The organism is Bremerella sp. P1 (assembly GCF_028748185.1).
In the GTDB taxonomy this organism is placed as follows: domain Bacteria; phylum Planctomycetota; class Planctomycetia; order Pirellulales; family Pirellulaceae; genus Bremerella.
In genome coordinates this window covers 5,939,682-5,964,309 of record NZ_CP118164.1, presented here as the reverse complement: position 1 = coordinate 5,964,309, position 24,628 = coordinate 5,939,682, and the positions used below count along the sequence as shown (strand labels likewise).

Genomic DNA, 24,628 nt, shown 5'->3' with positions numbered 1-24,628 from the left:
CGTAGGACAATCTATGAATTACACGCTTTCACTCGATCGTCGCGACTTCTTTCATTGGGGTATTAACGGCTTGGGCGCAACGGCGCTTGCCGCGTTATTGTCCCGTGAAACGGCTTCGGCTGAAGGTACTTCAGTGGCACTTGTACCCAAAGCCAAACGCGCAATTCACATCTGCTTGATCGGGGGCTTAAGTCACGTCGATTCGTTTGACCATAAGCCGGAACTCAGGAAGATGCACGGCAAGTCCCTTCACACGGACGAAAAGCCTGACATCTTTTTTGGAAAGATCGGGTTACTGCGTGGTGAGGATTGGAAATTCAAACCGCGTGGGAACAGTGGCCTTATGATCTCTGACATGTTCCCGCACATCGCCGAACTGGCTGATGATTTGACAGTGCTGCGGAGCATGGAATCGAAGTCGGCGAACCATACGCCTGCGTTGTTTCTGGCGAATAACGGATTTGAGTTCAACGGCTTTCCTTCGATGGGCAGTTGGATCTCCTACGGAATGGGGCTCGAAAACGAGTCGCTGCCTGCCTATGTCGTGCTCAACGACGAGCGTGGAGCCCCGAACACCGGTGCTTCAACCTGGAGCAGCGCATTCCTGCCGTCAAGTCACCAGGGAGTTGTGCTGCGGGGCGGCCAGCAACCGGTGCGAGATCTGTTCCCTCCCCAGACTCTGACGAAAGGTGCCGACGCGGCCACCCGACACTTTATTCAGACGATCAACCAGCAGCATGTAGAACGTACTGGTCTGGACGACGCACTAACCGCTCGTCTCAGGAGTTACGAATTGGCCGCGAAGATGCAGACCTCGATTCCCGCGGTCAGCAGCTTTGCAGATGAATCCGAATCAACTCAAAAAGCCTATGGTATCCATCACACGCAAACGGCTGACATGGGCCGCCGCTGCCTGCTCGGTCGTCGACTACTAGAACAAGGAGTCCGCTTCGTGCAGTTGTTTTCTGGCGGTCCCGTTGCCGGCAGTCCGCGAGCAAGCTGGGACGCCCACGAGAACGTCAAAGAAAATCACACAATTGAAGCCGGTCGAATCGACCAGCCGGTGGCGGCTCTGCTCAAGGATCTCAAGCAACGGGGCATGCTTCAGGACACACTCGTCCTGTTCACAACCGAATTTGGTCGTACTCCATTTGCCCAGTCTGCCGCCGATCAGGTCGGACCGGGCCGTGACCACAATCGCTATGGATTCAGTTGTTGGATGGCCGGAGCCGGCTTGAAACCCGGTATAGCTATTGGCAACACCGACGACATCGGTTGGAAAGCCGTAGAACGGCCAATTCCATGGCACGACTTTCACGCCACGATCTTGCATTTGTTTGGCATCGATCACGAGAAGCTCACCTTCTACCACAACGGAATCCAACGCCGTTTGACCAACGTCCATGGAGAAATAGTGACCGAGGCACTTGCTTAACCACCTCGTTTCGAAGAAATTTGCAATCGGAAGATTCAGATGAAACAATTGACTAGTAGAAACTGATTCAACGTGAAGTAAGTATGCAGACCCAAAGAATGAGAAACATGAAGAGTCTAAATCGCCGAGAGTTGCTGAAGTACTCGGCTGCTGCATCTGCGGCAGTAACATTTGCGTCGAAGTCTGCCAAAGGCGAAGTCGCGAAGAATGACAAGCTAAATCTTGCTGTCATCGGTTGTGCAAACCGTGGTGCTGCGATCGGCTCAGGGGCTGTTGGCCACGAATTAACGCAGTGTGTTGCTCTCTGCGACGTCGTTCCGGCACGCGCTGAAGGCTTCAAGAAGAAGATGAAGGGCAAGTGTGACGACGCTCTTGTCTTCGATGACTTCCGCGAAATGTTCGAGAAGATGGGGGACAAGATTGATGCTTGCACGATCGGCACTCCGGACCATTCACACTTCCCCATTGCAATGCTCGCAATGTCGCTGGGAATTCATGTGTACGTCGAAAAACCGCTTGCCCATACATTTGAGGAATGCCAGCTGTTGATGGCGGCTGAGAAGAAATACGGCGTAATGTGCCAGATGGGCAACCAAGGGCATTCGAGCGGGCAGCGACTGCAGTTTCAATCTTGGGTAGATGATGGCGTTATCAAGAACGTTCGACGCGTCGATGCCTGTATGAACCGCGGACGTCGCTGGCATCCCTGGGGAGATATCCAAGCGTTTCCCGAAGAGCAGAAAATGCCAGAGGGTATGAACTGGGACGTCTGGGCAGGTACAGCGCCGAAACATCCGTATAACAGTAAATACGATCCAGGCAACTGGCGCGGCTGGTACGACTACGGAAATGGCGCCTTCGGTGACTGGGGACCGCATACCCTCGACACGGTGCACCGCTTCTTAGAATTGAATTTGCCTCACACCATTCGGGCTGTGAAGATTGAGAAGCCGAATGAGTTTATCTACCCGCATGGCACCACGATTGCGTTCGACTTCCCCGAACGCGGTCCCGACATGCCGGAGATGACCATCAACTGGTACGACGGAGTTAAGAATCGCCCGCCCAGCGAAGACGGCGTAAGCATTCCGAGTTGCGGCAAGGCGATCTATAGCGACGATCTGACTTTTGTCGGTGGAACCCATTCGGCTTCCCTTAAGATTGTCGGCGAAGATAAGGAAGTCACGGCGAACCTACCAGGTCCGTCTGTCAGCGAAACATCGACCAACCACATGGACAATTTCCTGAGAGCTGCCGCAGGTTTGGATCCGTATTGCAACTCATCCTTCGCTGTTTCCGGCCCGCTCACGCAGGTCTTTATGCTTGGTTGTATCGCTCAGCGGTTGGGCGAGGATCTCAAGTTCGATGCAAAGACCAAACGGATCACAAATAACGCCCGCGCCGACGAACTGCTCAAAGGTCATCCGCCACGCGAAGGTTGGGAAGAGTTCTACAAACTCGCGTAGTCTACACGCAATTGCGACCCATCAGAGCTTATTCCGGATGAGGCTGCTTCCGGCGCTAAGGAAGCAGCTTTCGTTTGGCTGAACACTTTCACCGTTCGCCGAACGAGTCAGCCTACTTGTACGCCGCTGGTATTTTGGGAACAACTCCAAGTTCTTCGTAGTTGAAACCACTGGCGAGCGGCTTATACTGGCCAACATAGTCCACACTGCGAGTGGCATCTATACCTTCTTCCATACCTAAGCACCAGTAGGCGCCATTGATCACAAGCCGCCGTAGACCAGCACTTTCGAAGTCCTTGCCGCTACCCATCGTCGATTGAAATACACGTGCGGACTTGCCAGTGCTTGTCTGCCAATCTTTAAACCACGCCACCGGTAATGGCTCCTTCTCTGGGTTGGATTCCCCTCCTCGTTCACGACCGATCAGTGGCTGGCCATAAACGAGTGCCGTACAACCAGCCGGCAAACCATCTCCTTCTTTATAGGTTCGATAAACGTCGGACGGCCCCCAGATCTCTTTGACTCCCCGAAGAATCGGGTGGTCTTTCATTTCCGAAACGATATCCCCCCGTGTTGAATCGCGATGCCACGCCCCGTGATGCCCCAAGAACGTTCCCCCGAGGACCTGGCCAATATGGACTTGTTTCCCATCAATCTTGTAGGGTAGCGGTTTTCTAAAACCGTGATTGGCTGTACGCAGTCCAATGATAGGCTTGCCTGAATCAAGGTAGTCGACAATGTGCTGCGTTTGTTCTGGCGGCAACGTCAACAATCGAGTGAAGAAGATCACCAGGTCTGCCTGCTTAAGGTGTTCCAAGCCAGGAATGTTGTGCTCTTGGAAGGAGTCCTCCTCTCCCTTTTTCGGATACACGGGCATAGTGGGATCGACATGGCGCTTGGCATTCACACCAAACAATACGGTGCAGTCAAAGCCATGATGCTGAGACAAGATCTTTGCCAGCATTGGCATCGATTGCTCGCTGCGGTATTCCTGATCAGCGGCGATCAGAACTATGTGTTTGCCTTTGCCGGGGCCTTCGCCTCCTGAAAAGGTGAGCCACAATTCACTTTCCGGAACGGGATGTGGGTGGCTTTGTCGTCCAAGGCTATTACAAACAAATGCGACCAGTTTCTCCGACTGAAACCAGCCATTCCACATATCGTGACCTTGGCCCTTAACAACTTCTAATTCCATTTCACCACCATGTTGCCTATATCTCTCCGCAGCCAAGGCGGAGTTATCCTTCAACGGAACGACCTTATCTTCGTCGCCGTGAAGGTGGAAAATGGGAACCTTTGCTTCGGCAAGCGAATCGAGACGATCAATCGGATTATGATTGCTTAACTTGGCTTCGAGTTGTTCGGGCGTCAGTTCATAAGCGGTGCTGGCACGATCGACCCCGGGGTAGCTCGCAATATTGCAAACTGGATAAATTCCGGCGATGCCGGCAACAGAATGTGGATTCTCTGTTGCCCAGCTATAAAGCATCAGCCCACCACGACTCCTGGCCAGCAAACATGGCTTTCTGCCGAACTTTCGGGAGGTTACCAGATAGTTATAGAAGTTGCTGTACTGCTTCCGTCCATTGGGACTTCCAAACGATTCACCAACATCAATGCCCGCAATCGCAATACCAGACTCTAGAAATCGCTCGAACATCCACTTCTCGGCTTGGCTGGGAAGTCCATTGAGGGTTGGTGCGTACCACACCCATGGGATCTCTGACTTTGCATTGCGCGCGCTTTTCGGCAGAATAACGAAGGCATCGGCCCCGTTCAACTTGAAGGTCTCACCTCTCAGCGGCAAAGTCTTTCGACTCGCCGTAATTCGAGGTAGCGGGTCTGCCCCGCCCTGCTCGCCCAAAGACAAGTCTTGAATCCAGATGTTGCGGAACTGGACCTGATTGTGATGGCCTTGAAGTTTGATGGGACGAGCCGACCGCTCTTCTTTCATTCCCGCGCCAGTGTTGTGATTGAGAATAACGTCATCGTGAATGAGTTCTTCGTTCTGATAGACCGTGATGCGGGCGTTTTCGACCTTACGCGCACCATCAAATCGCGCGGCGCGGAAAGCGATGTCAAAGCTCTGCCACTGGCCGGCCGGCTTACAAACAAGTTTGTCCGGTTTCTTCATCCCATAAAGACAGCCACAATCGCGTTTGCCGTAGTCAGCTTCAGAAACCCCATAGGAATTAAGAATCTGTAACTCATACCGTTGCTGAATATAGACTCCCGAGTTTCCGTTCTTCTCTCGATCGACATCCCCGGCTTCGTTAATGTTGAATTCCACATGCATGCGAAAGTCTTGATAGGCGTCCGGTGTCACCACGCTATCCCACTTGGGCGATGCCGTTAGTACGCCGTCTTCAAAAGTCCATTGGCATTCATAATGCGACTCGGGGACTAGCGTTGACCCCGACTCGCCTACCAATTGCAAAGCGTTTGCGGGCCTCTTAAAGTCGATAATCCCTTTCGTTGAGACAGCCTGCACCGAAACATCACCCGTGGTTTCACTTGGGTTTTCGCTCGTGTCATAGGTCTCGGCCTTCGCCTGTAGGCACATCCATGTAGACAACAGCACAGCCAGTAGCGTAGCAACTTTCATGCAGAACCTTTACGCAGGAATGGTGGGATAAGAGCCTACTATTCTCGCACACGAAGCCCGCAAAGTCGAAAGGACAGCTTCACCAGGTAAACGGTTTCGACTGAAGAGGCCAGTTCGCGGGGGGGCTTCTCGGCCCCAAAAGTAAAACTTTGCGAACAACAAAGATCCCCGGGCCAAACGGACCACGGATACAAAACACGACCAGGTAGAATCCATAAGCAATGCACACCCACGGAATTACATGATTCTTATGGCTGATGTGCGTACGATTGACCTGTTGCGTTCAGCTTTGAAGTAGCAGTCATTTAAAGTTGCCAAATCATGATCTTGCCATGGCCGACCGTGAAGAGTTTCCCCTGCTCGTTTTCCAGTCGGATATCATGCACATGCGAAGGAGCTTTACTATCTGTGATCGTCTCGCCCGTGGTTGCATCAACGCATTTGACGAACCCGGAATGGTCGCCACCTGCGGCAATAAACCACTTTCCACTAGGGTGGAACACGAGGCGTTCGGTGAGACCTTTGTAAGAATCATCCGTCACTTGATGTAGCAGCTCACCCTTTTCCCAGTCGAAGATCTCGAACCGCGCTTTCCCACCAAGGTGATCGATATTGCCTACGTGCCCCATGCCGCCGATGACCAGCTGCTTGCCATCGGGAGAAAACGCCAAGCTTCGCACGCCACCAATCGAATGAATTCGAGCCTTGGGGTCCCAAGTGTACATTTCAGGCGTTTCGATCGCCTCGACTTCTTTGCCGGACCGAAGATCCCAAACAACGACATGACCAATTCTGTCAGCCGTTGCCAAGAAGCGATCATCCTGACTAAAGGCACAGCAATACAACATGGATGGAAAATGGTTGGGCGTCACCGTTTGATGCCCCTTCAGTTCGTGCACACATTTACCATTGACAGCATCCCATACGCGACAGACCATATCGTCGGAGACCGTGGCCAATTGTTTTCCATTGTGTGACAATGCTGTGCGGCGAATCCACTTGGCATGCGCATCGACACTCCGGATCTCGGTCTTCTTTTCCAGATCCCACCATTTCAATTTGCCATCATAGGCTGCGGAGACGAGTCGATCACCAACTCGTTCCAGCCCAGTGACATAACTCGTATGCCCGGACAGTTCGCTTGCTTCGGCTTTGTCATCTTCGGTGTTGAGTCGATGGACCTTACTATCCGAGCTACCCACAAAGACTTCCGTCTCGTTGAGAGCGACGACGCTAAACAAAATATCCCGCCGTGAGATTTCTTTGATTACTTTCAGATTGTTCGCATCGGCTGTCATGCGTCTTGCCTAAAGGAGGTCTCTTTGTTATTCATCATTTCCTATCGCCGCCCGGGTTACGCGAGCACTTCTGTCACCGCAGACGCTTCTTCATGCACCAGTGGAATGGGCCGAGAACCAACGTAGTACTCCGTATGCGGGTCGATGCCCAGAGCTTCGTAAATCGTGGCAAACAAATCACCGGCGTCGATCTCGCCATCTTTTACGGTCTGACCATCCTCGTCAGTAGCACCGTAGACCATACCACCGTTGATCCCGCAGCCAGATAGCGAGCAGCTCCAAGCACTCGCAAAGTGATCGCGTCCTAAGCTGCCATTAATCTTGGGCGTTCTGCCGAACTCGGCCAATGTGATGACCATCGTTTTCTTAAGCAAGCCCCGTTGCTTTAAGTCGTCCAACAGCGTGGACATGACGTGGTCTAGCTCGGATACGAGTTCCAGATGAGTTTCAAAGTTCTGTCCATGGCTATCCCACCATGCACGAGAGACTTTTACAAACGGCGTGCCGGCTTCGGCCAATCGCCGCGCGATCAAGCATTGTTCGGCAAAAAGTGATGGACCGTAACGATCGCGAATCGATTGTGGTTCTTCCGAGATGTCAAAAAGTTTGTCGCTGGCCATCAATCCACGTACGCGGGAATACGCCTCGTTGTGGCTTCGTAAGCTGTCGGAATGTCGATACTCGATGAACCTGTTACTCAATAGCTCTCGCAAGTCGTGCCTTTGTTTGTGATCCAGCTCCGAGATCGATTCCAGACGCGCCAGATCGTCAGGCTTTGAGTTTGTCGTCAGCGACATCGGCAGGTAGCGAGCGCCCAGGAAGCCTGCTTGTCCCACGGCGTTCCCTCGGCCTTCGGTCGCGGTATAGAAGGAAACATTGTCCGGCACTTTGCTATCGACGCTTCCCAGTTCGCGGGCCAATACGGCGCCCAAATCAGGAAATTTGACCGTCGCTTCGTCGCGTCTTCCAAGGTGCATCATGCGTGCCCCGCCACCATGTGATCCGTCTTTTGTGTTTAGAGAGCGGATGATTGCCGTATCCTCCATACGCTGAGCCATCTTGGGCATCAATTCGGAAATGTGAATTCCGGGCACGGAAGTCGGGATCGCAGCAAAAGGCCCCCCGGTCGGACGTCCCGGTTTCGGATCCCATGTCTCCAGTTGGCTCGCACCTCCGGCCAGCCAGAGCAAGATGACGCGTTTATCTTGTTTCTTCAGTTCGGCAGCTAAGGTTGGCTCGCGCAGTAGATTCAAGGCAGACATCGAACCGGCGGTTGCTGCGGCCGTGCTTAGGAATCCGCGCCGGCTAATTCGATGTTCATCAGATCCGCAAAACCAATTGCGTCGTTTCGACATAGTCATTCTCCTGACTCAAATGCCATGGCAAGCCAGCCTGGTTGCCCAATTTTATGCGGTTAGTAATTGAATCGACACTCGCTGCAGGTCAACATGGCCCAGACCATTTGACCAATGGCTTCGTCGCGACGGTCCGAACGAGTTTCAATGTATGCGGCCAAAGCCGCTTCTTCGTCTGGATCAGGCAAACGATTCCAGATCGACATGGTGGCAACACGTACTATTTCGTTCGTGTCATCAATCTTTTTCAATTTTCCGATGAGCATGTCATTGGAATCCCGCAGCAGTTCATTGCGCACTCGTTCGTTGTTGGAAAACAACAGAGCCTCGGAAACGCTGACCTGAAAGCCAGCGCCGGGATACTCGATTTCACGGGCGAACCCGCGTGCTGCGTTTTCGAGGTTATCCAAGCGCGATTCTGTATCTCCTGCCTCTTGATCGTTGCCAAGTAGGTCTGGATTGGCAGTCGCCACGCGCAAGAGCGTCGCATATTGGAAAGGGGTCAAAGGTCGTACGCTGCCTACTGCGAACATATCTGGATCGGGTCGAGAATCTCCTGGCCATATACTGGAACGACAGTACGCCTCGCTCGAAACAATGCCACGGACAAGCCGGGTCAAATCGAATTTGTGCCGAACGAGATCGCGAGCAAGCCACTCCAACAATTCTGGATGGCTCGATGGATTTTCGGGATGCATCTGATCCAAAGGCATCACCAGTCCATATCCAAAGAATCGATTCCACACTTTGTTAACAATCGCTTTGGCGAAGTAATTGTTTTCGCCTGACTTCAAGGCGATCTCGACCAATTGTTCGCGACGACTGAAACTGGGCGCAGGAGGAGCTTGCTTTTGCTTCTTTAACTCATCCAGCTTCTTCTTTTCTGCCTTCTTGGCCTCGTCGTCTGGCTCAGCAAACTCCGGTTCTTCTAGCACCGTGCCGGTCAAGAACATCAATTGGGCTTTGCGTGCCTCGCCGTCAGTCGTCTGATACGAAACCAACCCATAATTACGCTCGCCGAGAAAGCCTCCGTTTTCAAAGGAACGGTTGAAGAATGACTTCATGCCGTAGAAGCGATCTTGACTCCATTCGAACACATCCGGGTGGTCGTGACACTGAGCACAACTTACATTGACGCCGAAGAAAGTAACGCTGACATCATTCGTCAAACGGTCGATATCGCCTACTCGGGATTTCACAAACTGGAGCGCTCCTTTCTGCTCTGGGTCATCCTCTCGCCCAAGCATCATCTCCCGAAACATCTGGTCCCATGGCCGATTTTCAGTGAACGCCGGCAACAGGTACTCACGCAAGCTGCTCTTATTGCCTGGCATCAGTAAGGCGTCGAATTCATTCACTTGGTGCCGAACGAAAGCTGGCGACCCGATAAGCCGATCAATCAAATTCTGCCGCTTGTATTCATCGGTATCCGCGAGATAGCTGGCGGTTTCGCCGCTGGTCGGTATGCGTCCAACCAGATCGAGTGTTGTCCGCCTAAGTACATTAGCGTCATTGGCCGACGGGGCTGCCTCGATCTTTTCCTGCTTAAGTCGCTCCGAAATGTAGTGATCGACCACTTCGGCGATCGATCGTTCCTCCGGCAGTAAATCGGCTCCACGAATGACAGACGGGACGTTCGATTCAATGAAGGTGATCACGAGAGTGAAACATACGAAGCGCATCAGCAACGCGCAGTGACGAGCCAGTGCCATGATTCAAAACCCGGGAAATGAGGAAATCGGCGAGGGGCCGACCGAGTTGTGGAAGGGATGTGAGGGGAAGAAGCGCAGGAAGGATTAACCGTTGGTGGCAATGTAGCAAATTCCGCAAAAAGTTTCCATAAAAATATTACGAAATGACGAGTCGCTTAAACTCGCGTCTTCGACGCGGCCACCTGGAAAGATAAGGAGCTTAAGCAAAATGTGCCGTGTGTGACGCTCATCGTCGCGCTCGTCTGAGTTGCCTACTCGAAGATACAGTGCTTACAACGAGAAAACAATTTCTCAGTTCGACCAGGCGATCGGTGTAACCGAGCGTTTGCTTGATCGCTGGCGGAAGGAGTACTGCGGCATTACAGCCGAGCGGGGTTCACAGGCACGGTGGGCGTCTTTCCTGAAGCTTTCTTTCTGAGTTGACTGCGCAGCGTTGCGATCACGGCTTGCGCTCCCTTGTCAGGATCCTGAGCCAGATTGTTGAACTCGCTAGGATCGGCGTGATGGTCATATAGCTCGACACCATACTTGCCGTCGCCCCATTCGGTGTAGCGGTAACGATCGGTGCGAATACTGCACCCCATGACCATCTCCGGTAGGCGGTCGTCGGCCGGACGCAGGACTTGGGTGATGGCTTGGCCGTCCCACTGCGCGTGCGGATCCTCAATCAAGCGACGCAGACTACGACCCGCCAGATTATCCGGTGCATCGACACCCGCCAGATCGGTCAACGTCGGATAGATATCGACGAACTCTACAATCCGACCGCAGGCTCCCTGCCCTTGCTGTCCCGGAGCATGAACGATTAACGGAGCTCGAGACGCTTGTTCAAACAGCGTACGTTTCTGCCAGATGCCATCGTGCTCGCCCAGGTGGTAACCATGATCACTCCAAAAAACAACAATGGTATTCTCAGCGATACCCAACTCATCCAATGCAGAAAGCAGTCGTCCGACCTGGGCATCTACCATCGACACACAGGCATAGTAGGCCTGCGTAGCTTTTAGTAAGGTCGGTTCATCGAGGCCATAGTTCGGCACAGGGCAATTATGGGCGAACGCAGCTGTGGGGATATCGTCGCGGTCGTTCTCCGGGGCGTATGGCAGGCGCAACGAATCGAGCGGGTACATCTCGAAGAACTCTTTGGGAGCCACGTAAGGGGTATGCGGTCGAAAGAAGCCGACACCCAAAAAGAATGGTTCGTCCTTCCTTTCCCGCATGATCTTGATCGCTTCAGTGGCGATCATGCCATCGGTTTGCTCTTCGGCAGTCCCGTCGGCGGCTAGCCAACTGAGGGCCGCGCTGATCTTGCGATGGGGCTCGGCATTGAAGATCTGCGCCTCTTCGGCCTTATCGCGGCCCTTCGGATTGACCGTTCGGTGCCACGAAGGAGGGTCGTCGAAGCCATCGGTTCCAATCGAAGCTGGCACGTTGTAGTGATAGATCTTCCCGACACGTGCTGTAAAGTAACCCGCCTTTTGAAACGCCTGCGACAGCGTCACCACATCAGGCACTTCGTCACGAAAATGACGATCGAGATCATACACTTTGATCTGATCGGGACGCAGTCCCGTCATCACCGATGCACGCGTCGGATTGCACAGCGGCAACTGGTTATAGGCCCGCCGAAAGCAGATTCCCGCGGCCGCTAATCGATCGATGTTCGGCGTTTTCGCAACGACGTCTCCGTAACATCCTAGTGTGCAAGCCAAGTCATCCACGGCAATAAACAACACATTGGGGTTAGCGGCCTGGACAGGCGAGCCGTGGAGAAGCAGAGCAACCAGCGTACAGAGAATCAAAAAAGCAGAATGGACGGATTTCATGATGGCCTTCGAAGAGGTTTCGCTGGGAAAAGGGAATACCCAGGAGGGCGGCGAACTCCATAGTAACCCAACCGCACAACCGGAATCGAGTCCCTGCGAAAACACCATGGAGATTAGCCGCACCCCCGAACCGAGTGGCTCAGCGAAGATTATTCTTGCCCCAGACACAGGCAAAGTGGAAGATAAGTTTCTGGTGTTGGGTCTACGACCAGCATCCCCACCACACAGCCCTCCACAATCTCGCCAGATGAATTCCTTGGAATTCTTCGCCTCGTCTGATACGGATAACCATCCACGACATGAGAACAGCCTACCTGCATGACAAACAATTTCGTCCGTCGCTCGGTACGAACTTTTCACCGGCTCACACGATGCTGCGTTTGGCAATCGGCGTCGGCCTGGTGTTGTCTTTAGTTTCACTGTGTCGTGCAGAGCCCATGAGCGAAGAAGCGCTTCGGGCCGATGCTCAAAAGACATTCAAAGAAAAGGTTGGCCCCTTCGTCAAAAAGTACTGCATCAGTTGCCATAACACTCGTCCCGAGGCTGGCATCAATCTTCAATCTGCCCTTAGTACACCTGGTGCTACGTCGTCATCTATACATTGGAAGAAGTCCGTAGCAAACGTCAAAGTGCACGACATGCCGCCCGAGTATGCGGATGAGATCCCTTCCGAGGAACAGCGCCGCCAGTTCGTCGAGTGGATCGGCAAGCTCAAGTTCCTGGCCCCACGCGACCCCGGCCCCTTCGTACTTCGTCGCCTGAGCAAAGTAGAGTACGCCAACACGCTTCACGACCTTTACGGCGTCTCCCCGTCAATTACAGCCAGCCTGCCTGACGAGGTCGTTGGTGAGGGCTATCTGAACTCGATTTCACCACTACAGTCTGAGTTGTTTCTCACGATTGCGAACCAAGTTGTCGATCAGATCGTTGCCCCCGAGGGTGATCCGCCCACTGACGTCCAGAAACGCCTATTCGGCGAGTTACCAACCAAGGATACTGATCTGCGGGCCGCGGCTCGGGAAGTCGCGCGGTCGTTGGCTCGCGACGCCTACCGTCGGCCGCCTACCGATACAGAACTAGATGTCCTGGTTAGCATCTTTGACCTCGGCCACGAGAACAAGCTGAACTATACCGAGTCGCTCAGCCTGATGTGGAAGGCAATCCTCGTCTCTCCGCAGTTTCTTTTTATTACACCAGCGTCGGAAGTCGACTCGAAGGCCGAAGTCGTACCATTGGATGACTTTCAGTTGGCATCCCGGTTGTCCTATCTGCTGTGGTCCGCCCCTCCAGATGCCACGCTCGCCGCGCTTGCTGACAATGGTCAACTGCACAAGCCGGAAGTTCTGCGAGCTCAGGTCGAGCGAATGTTACAGCATGAACGATCGCGAGCTCTATTCGACGGATTTGGTGCGCAATGGCTGAGAGTTGGCGAGTTAAAGAATCAAACGTTTGATCCAGAGCTGTTCCCACAAATGTCACCGGCGCTGCGTGATGCGATGATCGAAGAAGCTCGTCTATTCTTTCAGAGTATCGTCCACGACAACCAGAGCGTGTTACGATTCGTGGACAGTGACTATACCTTCGTGAACGAGCCCCTTGCTGAGTTGTATGGTCTACAGCAAGCCGTAACTGGCCCAAAGATGCGACGAATCAAGTTAGACAACGCCAACCGAGGCGGTATCCTCGGCATGCCGGCCACGCTGGCAAGCACGTCGTTTCCCAATCGGACCAGCCCTGTTCGGCGAGGCGTTTGGGTTCTCGAGCAGGTTCTCGGAGAACGTGTTCCACCACCTCCGCCCAACGTCCCGGAACTCGAAGACCAGGAGCAGAAAAGCTTCGAGGGATTGACTCTACGTCAAAGGACCGAGCTGCACCAATCAGAAGCCACTTGCGCCAACTGCCATAAGGTTCTGGATCCGATTGGCTTTGGCCTGGAGAATTTCGACGCGATCGGACGCTGGCGCAACAAGAACAACACAGGCATCGCGATTGACTCCGCAGGCACGCTTCCCACGGGCGAAAGCTTTTCCAACCCGGCAGAATTGAAAGAGCTATTGGCCACGCGAGAAGGCGACATGGCTCGCAACGTCACCGAAAGGTTGATGGCATACGCACTTGGGCGGCAGCTAGAAGGATATGATGAGGTCGTGATCGATCAACTGATGGTCAAGATCGCCGAAGACGACTACAAAATGTCGACGATCATCAGAGAGGTCATCACGAGCTACTTGTTTACCCACCGCCGAGTCAAAGAATAAGTTCCATGACCCCATCATGCGCGGCCGTACATGAACATGGTTTTGGTGCTGAGAGTTTTTCGATTTCTATCATATACTTAACATGAAACACCCACTCTGCTTGCTGGTCCTTTTTCTAACCGCGTCGCTGGCCGCGGCTGAGGAACGCCCCAACTTTGTCATCATCATGGTGGATGACATGGGCTATGCCGGGGTCGGTTGTTTTGGAAATCCCTACTTCAAGACGCCAGAAATCGACCGTCTTTCCGCCGAGGGAATGCGCCTTACCGATTTTCATTCATCGGGCACGGTCTGCTCACCAACGCGGGCTGGGTTGCTGACTGGGCGTTATCAACAACGAGCCGGGATCGAAGCAGTGATTCATCCAGTGCGAGAGCATCCCGAACACCTGAAAGGCCTGCAGACGTCCGAAGTGACCTTTGCGGAGATGCTTCAGTCTGCCGGCTATCGAACTGCCTTGATTGGTAAATGGCATCAGGGTTATGTACACAATTCCAAAGACTACCATCCTCAGAATCACGGATTTGACGAGTTCATCGGCTACCACAGCGGCAATATCGATTTCATCAGTCACGTCGGCGATCACAACGAGCACGACTGGTGGCACGGCCACAAAGAGACGAAGGAAAAAGGATACGTTACCGACCTGATCAACCAATATGCGTTGGATTTTATTGAGCGGAATAGAGACCACCCTTTTTGTCTCTACATACCGCATTTGGCTATCCACAATCCGGTCCAAGTACGCGGCGATCCCATTCGAAGGACGGAAGAAGAAGGTTGGAAACGTTGGAAGCCTGTTAACTTTGAAGAACGCGTTGAAAAGTACCGTGGCATGACGCTGCCCATCGACGAGGGTGTGGGCCTGATTCGCGAACAGCTTGTCCGCCTTGGATTGGATCGCAAGACACTTGTGCTTTTCTTTTCCGACAATGGCGCAGCAGCCTACGATTTTCCTAGTGGCAGCAAACAACTGCGTGGCAACAAAGGCAGCGTCTATGAAGGAGGCCACAAGGTTCCATTCATCGCGTGGTGGCCCGGCAAGATCAAAGCAGGCAGCGAGTGCAATGATCCTGCCATCACGCTTGACATCATGCCCACTCTGCTGTCGCTGGCCGGGCTAGAGCATTCCGCAGATCGCCCGCTCGACGGTATTGATCTCTCAGCTCTTCTCCTCCAGCAGAAACCGCTCCCAGAGCGTCCACTGTTTTGGGCGTCACTTAGCAACAGCGGCAATCGTGACGAGGCCATGCGCGACGGACCATGGAAGCTGATCGTCCATCACCCTAAGGCCCGCAAGGGAAGCTTTGAGAACGAACAGGTAGAACTCTACCGTCTCGAACAAGACCCGTCCGAGACGACCGATCTTGCTGGCGAGGAACCTAAGCAAACGGCCGCCATGCTGAAGCGACTGAAGACGTGGTATGCCGATACACAGCTTACGGCGACTGAGCAGCCCGGCGGCTGGCCGCGGTGATGAGTATCAAAGCAAGTAATCGCCCAACACGAAAGTAAAACATCATGCAAAATCTAATTCACCTCATTCGCCGCACTGCCCTCGCCTTGGCAACTCTCGGTTTGATCGCTGGTTTGGTGTTAACCGTGCCCGGCGTAATCATCGCCCAAGAGCAAAGTAACGCCAGAGCCCAAAAGCGGCTGAGTCGCTGGGACCGGCAACCGCAACTCACCGACGCGGTCGTTCGCGCTGAGCAGCAAGTTTTCAAATCGACTCCGCAGGGTGATCTGAAGCTCCATATCTGGTCGCCGGAGAAGTCCGGCAGGAACAGGCCTTGTATCGTCTTCTTCTTTGGCGGTGGATGGAAAGGTGGAACCCCTCAGCAATTTGCCCGGCAGTCCGCATACCTTGCCAGTCGGAACATGGTTGCCATAAGTGCGGAATATCGAATACTCGGAACCCACAAGACTACTCCCGACGTTTGTGTGGAGGACGCCAAGAGCGCTATTCGCTGGGTGCGTGCGCATGCAGGTGACCTTGGCATTGATCCTGATAAGGTGATCGCTGGAGGCGGCTCCGCTGGTGGTCATCTCGCCGCAGCAACGGCGCTTGTACCTGACTTCAACGCAAAGAGTGACGATCCTTCTATTTCTGCGATTCCCAACGCGATGGTACTCTTCAATCTGGCGCTCGACCTCACCTTGCTCGATCGGGAGATTACTGACGGAGAGGGGAAATCCATTAACAAGGCCATCTCGCCGACACGTTTCCTACACAAGAAAGCACCACCAGCGATCATATTCTTTGGCACCGACGACGGACTTGCAAAACATGGTGTTGAATATGCGACCAAGGCCAAAGAACTCGGCCTTGACGTCGAGTTGTGGTGGGCTGCTGATCAGGGGCACGGTTTCTTCAATGATACTCCTTGGCTCGAAGTCACTACTCAACGCGTTGATAAGTATTTAACTCGACTTGGCTACCTGAATGGCGAATCAGCAATTTCAGAACCGAAGAACGCCCCCTCGTTGACGCGAGAACTCGAATAAACGCCGTGAGAACGCCTCCCTTCGCTGCGTGAACCTTATGCCCATCGCCCATCAACGAGGTTAGTCCCTGTGTCTCGATTGTTTTTTCGAATCGCCATTTTCACCCTGCTTCTGTGCCCCGGCATTAGTCTTGCGGAAGACCAACTCAATATCCTGTTGATCACCGCCGACGACCTGGGACTTCAACTCTCGTGCTACGGTGATCCGATCGCCCGAACGCCGAACATGGACCAGTTGGCTGAGCAATCGGTTCAGTTTCAAACCGCGTATGTGAGCCAGGCGTCCTGTAGTCCATCGCGTTCCACGATGTTCACAGGCCTATACCCACACGGAAACGGCCACTATGGATTGGCAAACGCGAACGTTGGATTTCAGGTACATCCCGATCTGTATGATGCGTTGCTGCCAAATGTTTTGAAGCGAAGCGGATATCGCACTGGCATCATCGGCAAACTGCACGTGAATCCGGAAAAACAATTCCAGTTCGACATGCGGCAAGGAAATGGGTTCGGAAGCCGGCAGGTCAAAAAGCAAGTGCAGTACGCACGGGAATTCATTAAACAATCGAATGACCAGCCCTGGTTCCTGATGTTAAACGTGTTTGATCCGCACGTTGCTCGACGGCGTAAGCCAGGTGGCGGCCAGGGACCGCAATACTTCCCTGATCAGGTCGAAGGAATACCCAAGTCGGTTGTGACGGCGGAAGACGTTCCTGCCTGGCCTTGGCAGCAGATCGATTCACCTGAACAACTCACGAAAATTGCCGGCTACTATAACTGTGTGCATCGTATCGACGCGGCCATCGGAATGCTGATGCAAGTGCTGCAGGAAACGAATCAATGGGATAATACATTGATCATTTTCCTGGGTGATCATGGACCTCCTTTCGCTCGTGGTAAGACGAGTTGCTATGAAGCTGGCCTTCGTGTGCCCTTTTTGGCTCGCTGGCCGGGTGTCTCACAACCCCATGTCTCGAAACGCCTCGTGGGGAGTGTCGATATCTACCCAACGATCTTGGACGCAGCTGGTGTCGACATGCCACAACGACTCCATGGCCACTCGCTTCGGCCTATATTGACGGCCTCGGACTCTGCTGATTGGCGCAAGACGTTAGGTGCCGAGTTCCACTATCATGGCGCTGCCCCCTTCTTTCCGCGACGAGCCATTACCGATGGGCGATTCAAGTTGATTCACAACATACGTGCCGGGAAGTTGTCCGCTTCACCTTCCATTGATGGAGACCAGGCCCCTGTTTTCGCAAAACAACTTGCGGCCGATCATCCGGCCCGGCAAGCCATGGAGCGTCTCGAGAACCCACCAGAATGGGAGCTCTACGATCTACTTGAAGACCCCATCGAGTTTGTCAATTTGTCCGACGATCCCGCGTTTGCAAATCAAAAGCAGCGACTCACACACGCATTATCCGACTGGCAGAAGCAGACAGATGATCCATTCACCGACGCCGAGTTTCGCAAAAAGATTGAAAAGAAGTATTCGAACTCATCCCGTTGAACAGCGATAATGCTTTAACTGTCCACGAGACTTTCCCTCGATCCAATGACAGCCCGTTATTGGATACAACTCCTCGGAAAAGGCCTTCCCATGAGTGAAAACCGATTCATTGACCGACGCGCCTGCCTGAAAGGCGTGGGAATGGCTCTCGCCTTGCCGCTCTTGGATACCATGGGTTGGGCGGAGGCAAGCGAAAAGAAGGCGTTTAAGCCACCGGTTCGCATGGGCTTCATGTACATGCCGCACGGTGTGATCATGGATCAATTCTGGCCTGCCGACGCCGAAAGTTTCCTGACATCGCCCCCCCCTGCGTTAGAGTCTCTGCGGCCGATTCTGGATCAATGCCTGATGATGAAAGGAATCTCCGGAGTCTCCAACGGTCCCTTCAAAGGCGCGCCTCACGCGCTCGAACTGTCGACGTGGCTCACGGCCGCATTGCCCGACCCAGACCGTCGCGGTGAGATCAGTATCTCGATCTCTGCCGATCAGATCGCCGCCAATGCTTTGGGAGCATTCACCACGCTGCCGTCGTTAGAACTCGCCACCATGCCGCAGACCTGGAAAGAAAACCAGGCCGGGCTGAACGAAGCCTACTATTCGCACTGTAGCTATCGTTCCCCGACCCAAGCAGTCCCCGCCGAGATCAATCCACGCAATGTGCTTAATCGTCTGTTTAATAAGAAAGAACAAGGTGGACAGTCATCGACCGGATCCAGTCCGCTTGACCGAAGCATGTTGGATTTGGTCCTCAGCGGTGCACGTGATTTCCGCCGCACGCTGCCATCCAACGACCAGCGAAAGCTGGACGAATACCTTGATAGCGTGCGATCCGTGGAACGCCGAATCGCGGCGATCGAAATTCGTCAAAAGGAGGCCGCCCTTGAAAAGGCAGGCGTTCGAACTAGCCGACGCAACGACACGGACTCGCCACCCATTGAGATCAAGATCCCTGAGGGTGACAAACGAAGCGAATACATGCAGGTGATGTGTGACCTGAATGTCCTGGCATTTCAAACCGATACCACCAGGGTCTGCACATACATCGGTTCGACACCTAACGGCGTCTCCTACCCCGAACTGGGATTCTCGGATAAGCATCATTCGACAACGCACCACAACAACCAACCGGAAAAGGTCAATAAAGTCGCCGCCATCACGGCCTTCAACATCCAGCAGTTTGCCTACATGGTGAAAAAGATGCACAGCCTTAAGGAAGGTGACGGCTCACTGCTCGACAACTGTATCATGATGTGGGGTTCGGGCCTGGAAGACGGTGACAGGCACACCCGCAAGAACCTGCCATTCATCATCGCTGGTAAGGGAGGCGGTTCGATCAATACCGGCCGCTTCCTGCCTAACGTTCAGGGCAACCAAGGCGACCTGCTAACGACTCTGCTATCAGCCGCAGGAGTGCCGCTGGATCGCCCAGTTGGCATCGCAACCAAGCAGATTGACGAAATAAAGACCTGACTAAGCTCGAACCGAAGAGGCAAATTCCACAGGTCTGCCAGTTGCATCGCCATTCACAATCGGCAATGCAGGCTGTTCGGTAATTGAGCGCATCGCTGTCTTGTCTTCCCTTCGAAATGAATGCTTCCGCCAGCACACTGAAATTGCCAAGTCATCGGAAAACCACTTAAAACAATGCGATAGTGTCAATCGCCCCTATAACGCTCCAAAAGTGAGAACCTCATCATGCAACTTCGTCATTTGCTATCCGCGGCCCTGCTGCTCGTTGTTACGTCGTTTTCGTCTGTCGTCTTCGCTGATGTCGAAGTTCCTCCCTTATTCAGTGACCATATGGTCCTGCAACGCGACATGGAGGCGCCCGTCTGGGGCACAGCCGAGCCGGGCGAAGAAATCGTCGTTTCCATTGCTGGCCAGTCACATGAAGCGAAGGCGGATGCCGATGGTAAGTGGAGCTTGAAGCTCAAGCCGCTCAAGGTTGGTGGGCCGTATGTCCTCAACATCAAAGGGTCGAACACGATCGAGTTGAAGGACGTGCTGGTCGGCGACGTCTGGATCGGCTCGGGTCAGTCGAATATGGCCGGCGGCGTGGGTGGCTACGCCAAAAATGATGAAGTGCTTGCCGAACTCGCGGCGGGAACCTATCCACAGTTGAGGTTCTGCCGCGGCAAGGGAGGGAATTGGCAGGAGTCCAATCCGAAAACGAATCCCGGCTTTTCGGCGATTCTATTTGCGTTCGGTCAGCAGTTGCAAAAAGATCTCGACATACCGGTCGGTCTCATCTTGGGAGCAGTGGGTGGAACACCATCGGGTCGCTGGCTGACTGACGAGATGCTGGCCAACAACAAGCAGACCAAGGAATACAAAGCGGCCAAAGGCGGGGACCTCTACAAACAACACATTCAGCCAGTAGTACCCTACGGCATCCGCGGCGTCCTGTGGGATCAGGGCGAATCGGGTACGGCCATCAAGGGCCTCGACCAGTTTACGACGATGGGCGCGCTGATCGGCGGGTGGCGTGATACCTGGGGCCAAGGTGAATTCCCTTTCATATACGTGCAAAAGCCAAGTGGCGGAGGATGTGCTTGGGATAAGTCGAATCCGACGAACCGAATGGCCGAAGATTTCACCACGCTGCCTGCGACGCCTCAGCAGGGTAACGCCGGAGATTATCGAGCGCACCACGTGGGGATTATGAATCATCCCAATACGGCTATGGTCACTGCTCGCGATCTTGGTTCGGGTATTCACCCACGAAACAAATCTGGTTATGGCCACCGGGCGGCACAGGTGGCGTTGGGCTTTACCTATGGAAAAGACGTAGAAATCTATGGTCCGATTTACGCTTCGCACAAGGTCGAAGGGAACAAGATTCGTGTTCAATTCAACCACGTCGGTAACGGACTGGCGACGAAGTATGGCGATGGCTTGCAAGGATTCGCCGTGGCGGGGAAAGACGGCAAATACCATTGGGCTCAGGCAACGATCGATGGCGACACGGTAGTCGCTTCCAGCGAGAATGTGCCTGAACCGGTCTCCGTGCAGTACGCATGGGACAAGAATTCGACGTGGGCGAACCTGTTCAACAAGGATGGCCTACCAGCATTGATATTCCGCGCCGGCGAGTGACAGGCCGACCATTCGCTCGCGATTGGTTATTCATATGCCCCGTCAGTTTACTAACAAGTCACTATCAAGCTATTACCACAGGCACATCGATGACACTCAAACAGGCCTACGTTGTCTTGAATCTCCTGCTTGTAATGGCTTTGACGTGGTTGCCGGTATCGTCGTCAGCCGCCGATAAACCGGTCAAGGTTTACATCCTTTCTGGCCAATCGAATATGGTTGGCATCGGTCAGGTTACTGGCGGAGGAAGCCGCTGGGGTTCCGAGTTCATCGAACCGGTCGTCTCCGTTTACTCAGGCGAATACGATCCTGAGGCAAACTACGACAAGCTGGACCCCACCAATACGATCCAGCTTGAGAAGTTTGGAGGTGTTCATCCCACGCCTTATCCAGGCGGCGGGACTCAAATCGTCCGGGGCTTCATTCAAATGAAGACGACCGGCATCTATGAGCTTCGCCCCGGTTACGGCGGATCGACCTACAACATCATGGAAGTCGCCGGCAGCGAGGTCTATCGAAGAGAGCTCGGCCAAGACGCTGTCCATACGCACATCAAGCTCACCGCTGGAGAGAAGGTCCCTTTCAAGGTTACCTACCTGACCGATCAGGCCAATGGACTGGGCTGGATCGCCCGAATTGACATTCCAGGCACGCTGTCAACCATCGTGAACCAGGATGGAAAGTTTCCTTACCTGCTGGACGACGACGGCAAATGGGCAGCGCGTGACGATGTCTGGTACAAGGGCGTGGTGACTGCCACAGCGAACAAGTGGCTAAGCGTAGACTGCGGCGCTGGGTCCAACAAAATCGGCCCAGAACTGGGCTTTGGACACGTCATAGGCAACTTCCACGACGAACCCGTGCTGATCCTCAAGGCGTCGCAAGGTAACCGATCGCTGGGTTGGGACTATCTGCCGCCCGGCAGTGACCAGTTCGAGTACGAAGGGCAAGTCTACGCCGGCTACAAAGATTCGCCTGCCAAGTGGGAGCAGGGAACTAAACCCCAGCCGATCAATTGGTACGCCGGCAAACAGTACGACGAGTGCTTCGGCGAGGTCCACCAAGTTCTGAACAATTTCGACAAGGAGTTTCCCCACTGGAAGGGACGCGGCTACGAGATTGCTGGATTCGTTTGGTGGCAGGGTCACAAGGACGGCGGCGAACCATACGCCAGCCGCTACGAGCAAAACCTCGTCCACCTCATCAAAACGTTACGGCAAGAGTTTGATGCTCCGAAAGCTCCGTTTGTTATCGCAACCATTGGGTTCGAAGGCTGGAATATGTCAGGGCCGCATAAGATTGTCGCAGAAGCCCAACTCGCCGTCAGCGGCGAAAAAGGCAAGTATCCCGAATTCACGGGAAATGTGCTGACGGTCGAGACTCGCGACTTTTGGCGCGACCCGGAAAGGTCGCCTAAGAATCAAGGCTTTCACTACAACCAAAATGCCGAAACTTACATGCTCGTTGGCGAGGCTCTTGGCAAAGGCATGCTCAAATTGCTCAAGCCGGAAAACGACCAACCATGACGCGTCATCATGACATGGTGCCCTGGTCATGTCATGTTCTACCCTTTGTGGAGGCTCTCATTTTGCGGCCTCCTTCAACTCGTTAAATCGTTTGCGCATCTCGGCAAGTCTCTTCGCCTGGGCCGAATCGCTCACGAGATCGTTCTCTTCGCGCGGGTCGTTTTTCAGATCAAATAGTTGTTCAACATTATCCTCCGGCCAAAACATGTACTTCCAGTCCCTGCGGACCAGTGCTTCGGATGCCGGGATGAAATCTTTGTTGCGTAGCGTTGGGTGCTCGTAGAAGAACTCCTTCCTCCAAGCTGCGGGCTTCTCATCCACAACTGGCAGGTAAAGATCACCAATATTTCGTCCTTGCATCCGCTGGGGCGCCTCCACGCCCGCCGTGGCCAGAATCGTTGGGGCAAGATCGACGCTCAGCGTAAACTCCTCGTTGATCGTTCCCTTCTTACTGCTCGGCATACGTGGGTCGGCAATGATTAACGGCACACGAATCGACTCCTGGTGCGGGTACCATTTGTCCGCCAAGCCGTGCTCGCCGTGGTAGTAGCCGTTGTCAGTCGTAAAGATCACCAGCGTATTGTCGAGAACGCCCTGTTTCTTTAGTTCGCTCAACACGACGCCGCAAGTCGAGTCAACCTCGCTCGCCAGACGGAAGTAGTTCTTCATCATCCGCTGATACTTCGCCTCGTCATCAAAACGCCAATGCCAGCGGTTGCGTCCCTCGTTCTTCTCGTCGAAGAAATCAGGCAGGCGTTCCCAAGATTCTTGCGTTGCGTTCGGCGGCACGGGAATCGCTACGTCCTTGTATAGTTCCATCGACTCGGGCTGAGGTAGGTACTGGTCCTTGTGGCCGTCTTCAGCATGGGTCGCGAAGAACGAGACCGTGAGATAAAACGGCTGGTCTTCAGGACGATTTCTGAGGAACTTCAACGCGTCCTTTTCATTGCGTTTGGTGACGTGGATTCGACCGTACTCTTTGGTTTCGTACCAGTGTCGACCATGATAGGCGACCGCAAAGTCAAACTTATCCTGAGGAATCCCACCGTTATGCCATTTGCCAACATGGCCAAGGTAGTAGCCATTGGCCTTGAGCAAGCCTAAGTAGGTTTGCTCCCATGGCGTCTTCCACATTCCAAATCCACGGTTCCCGTGCCGTGACATCCACTGCCCGGTATAGAGATTGGCCCGGCTGACCCCACAGATGGAAGTCGTCACACAGTTCTCAGTGAAACGAATACCCTGAGAGGCAAGTTGGTCGATATGGGGAGTCTTTACCACTGGGTTGCCGGCGACACCGAGCGTGTCGTGCCGCCAATCATCAGCATACAGCACGACGACATTCATCTTGTCGGCGGCAAACGCGGGTACAATGGAGGCAGCCAATAACAGGTAAAGTGAAAGCAGAAGCGTTCTTGTCGCGCGGGTAGGTATCAATGAACTGTTTCCCTAAATAAGCAATTGGAGTGTCTGCGGGCTATTATCAACAGAAATGGCTACCGGCACAATCAAAGCCAGCGAGCTAAAGATGTTTGTTGGGGGGGGCGATTATACGCTCCGAAGGCGGTAGTAGCAGTCTCGACACATTTCATACGCAAGTCGTACGGATGCCCTGTGGCATGACGCATCATTTCTATCCGCGTTCAATCGTCAGAGCCACTAATCGAACTGGCTTCAGCTGAAAGGGCATCTCATGAAATTGAAACAAAGCCACCTCGTCATTGCGCTTTCACTCTGGCGTGGACCTCTCCGGCGGCGTCTGTCTCCGCCGTCAACACACCGTTGGCTTTGGCAAAGTTAGCTGACAATGGCCGGTTCCGTAACGACAAGATCAACACCATCATCAAAAATTATGCCGACGATGAGACCGTGTCCTGGCTGGACATCGGTCATGTGTTTCTCAACACGAGCGAAAGATGCTAAGAGCTGGCAGATGATCGTCAGTATTTCCTTCAGTTGGGAAAGAACTCGCTGCTGACCCCTATTTTCTTTTGCAGATCAGCGTGGTTTGAAGTAGCTGCAGCTCGAATTTGA

Annotated in this window: 15 protein-coding genes; 9 read left to right on the top strand and 6 right to left on the bottom strand. The window is 53.7% G+C overall.

Translation table 11 applies throughout. The features are described 5' to 3' along the window. The first annotated feature begins 13 nt into the window (after window positions 1-13). Window positions 14-1,435: a DUF1501 domain-containing protein gene (locus PSR63_RS24330; RefSeq protein WP_274328397.1), complete on the top strand. Its 1,422-nt coding sequence runs from the start codon at window positions 14-16 to the stop codon at window positions 1,433-1,435. A gap of 107 nt (window positions 1,436-1,542) precedes the next feature. Beyond that, entirely contained in the window at window positions 1,543-2,901 is a 1,359-nt protein-coding gene (locus PSR63_RS24325) for a Gfo/Idh/MocA family protein (RefSeq protein ID WP_274328396.1), read from the top strand. A 112-nt stretch (window positions 2,902-3,013) separates the two neighbouring features. Here the strand turns inward: PSR63_RS24325 and PSR63_RS24320 are convergent, their stop codons facing one another. The 5 genes from PSR63_RS24320 to PSR63_RS24300 all read right to left on the bottom strand — a co-directional run bounded on the left by PSR63_RS24320 (window position 3,014) and on the right by PSR63_RS24300 (window position 11,670). Beyond that, window positions 3,014-5,506 carry a family 16 glycoside hydrolase gene (locus PSR63_RS24320; RefSeq protein ID WP_274328395.1) on the bottom strand — a complete coding sequence of 831 codons (2,493 nt, stop codon included), beginning with the start codon at window positions 5,504-5,506 and terminating at the stop codon, window positions 3,014-3,016. Window positions 5,507-5,811: 305 nt separating this feature from the next. Next, window positions 5,812-6,804, bottom strand: a complete 993-nt coding sequence (locus PSR63_RS24315; protein WP_274328393.1) for a WD40 repeat domain-containing protein — start codon at window positions 6,802-6,804, stop codon at window positions 5,812-5,814. A gap of 56 nt (window positions 6,805-6,860) precedes the next feature. Then, window positions 6,861-8,159, bottom strand: a complete 1,299-nt coding sequence (locus tag PSR63_RS24310) for a DUF1501 domain-containing protein (protein ID WP_274328391.1) — start codon at window positions 8,157-8,159, stop codon at window positions 6,861-6,863. Between the two features lie 59 nt (window positions 8,160-8,218). After that, window positions 8,219-9,871, bottom strand: a complete 1,653-nt coding sequence (locus PSR63_RS24305) for a DUF1549 domain-containing protein (RefSeq protein ID WP_274328389.1) — start codon at window positions 9,869-9,871, stop codon at window positions 8,219-8,221. A gap of 359 nt (window positions 9,872-10,230) precedes the next feature. Then, window positions 10,231-11,670 (bottom strand): sulfatase, encoded by a 1,440-nt coding sequence (locus tag PSR63_RS24300; protein ID WP_274334248.1) that lies wholly within the window; start codon window positions 11,668-11,670, stop codon window positions 10,231-10,233. Between the two features lie 326 nt (window positions 11,671-11,996). On the opposite strand from PSR63_RS24300, the gene PSR63_RS24295 reads away from it, so the two are divergent. The 7 genes from PSR63_RS24295 to PSR63_RS24265 all read left to right on the top strand — a co-directional run bounded on the left by PSR63_RS24295 (window position 11,997) and on the right by PSR63_RS24265 (window position 22,594). Then, window positions 11,997-13,955, top strand: coding sequence for a DUF1592 domain-containing protein (locus PSR63_RS24295; protein WP_274328387.1), 1,959 nt, complete (start codon window positions 11,997-11,999; stop codon window positions 13,953-13,955). 82 nt (window positions 13,956-14,037) lie between these two features. Continuing rightward, window positions 14,038-15,432, top strand: coding sequence for a sulfatase-like hydrolase/transferase (locus PSR63_RS24290; protein WP_274328386.1), 1,395 nt, complete (start codon window positions 14,038-14,040; stop codon window positions 15,430-15,432). Window positions 15,433-15,476: 44 nt separating this feature from the next. Continuing rightward, a complete protein-coding gene (locus tag PSR63_RS24285) occupies window positions 15,477-16,460 on the top strand; it encodes an alpha/beta hydrolase (RefSeq protein ID WP_274328384.1) in 984 nt (327 codons plus the stop codon). A gap of 69 nt (window positions 16,461-16,529) precedes the next feature. Further along, entirely contained in the window at window positions 16,530-17,972 is a 1,443-nt protein-coding gene (locus PSR63_RS24280; protein WP_274328382.1) for a sulfatase family protein, read from the top strand. Window positions 17,973-18,062: 90 nt separating this feature from the next. Beyond that, window positions 18,063-19,442, top strand: coding sequence for a DUF1552 domain-containing protein (locus PSR63_RS24275; RefSeq protein WP_274328380.1), 1,380 nt, complete (start codon window positions 18,063-18,065; stop codon window positions 19,440-19,442). 225 nt (window positions 19,443-19,667) lie between these two features. Next, on the top strand, window positions 19,668-21,068 hold the full coding sequence (locus PSR63_RS24270) for a sialate O-acetylesterase (RefSeq protein WP_274328378.1): 1,401 nt from the start codon (window positions 19,668-19,670) through the stop codon (window positions 21,066-21,068). 89 nt (window positions 21,069-21,157) lie between these two features. Further along, window positions 21,158-22,594 carry a sialate O-acetylesterase gene (locus PSR63_RS24265; RefSeq protein WP_274328377.1) on the top strand — a complete coding sequence of 479 codons (1,437 nt, stop codon included), beginning with the start codon at window positions 21,158-21,160 and terminating at the stop codon, window positions 22,592-22,594. Between the two features lie 57 nt (window positions 22,595-22,651). Here PSR63_RS24265 and PSR63_RS24260 read toward each other — a convergent pair whose 3' ends face one another. Further along, complete coding sequence (locus PSR63_RS24260) at window positions 22,652-24,001, bottom strand: sulfatase family protein (protein WP_274334246.1); 1,350 nt, start codon at window positions 23,999-24,001, stop codon at window positions 22,652-22,654. Window positions 24,002-24,628: the final 627 nt, after the last annotated feature.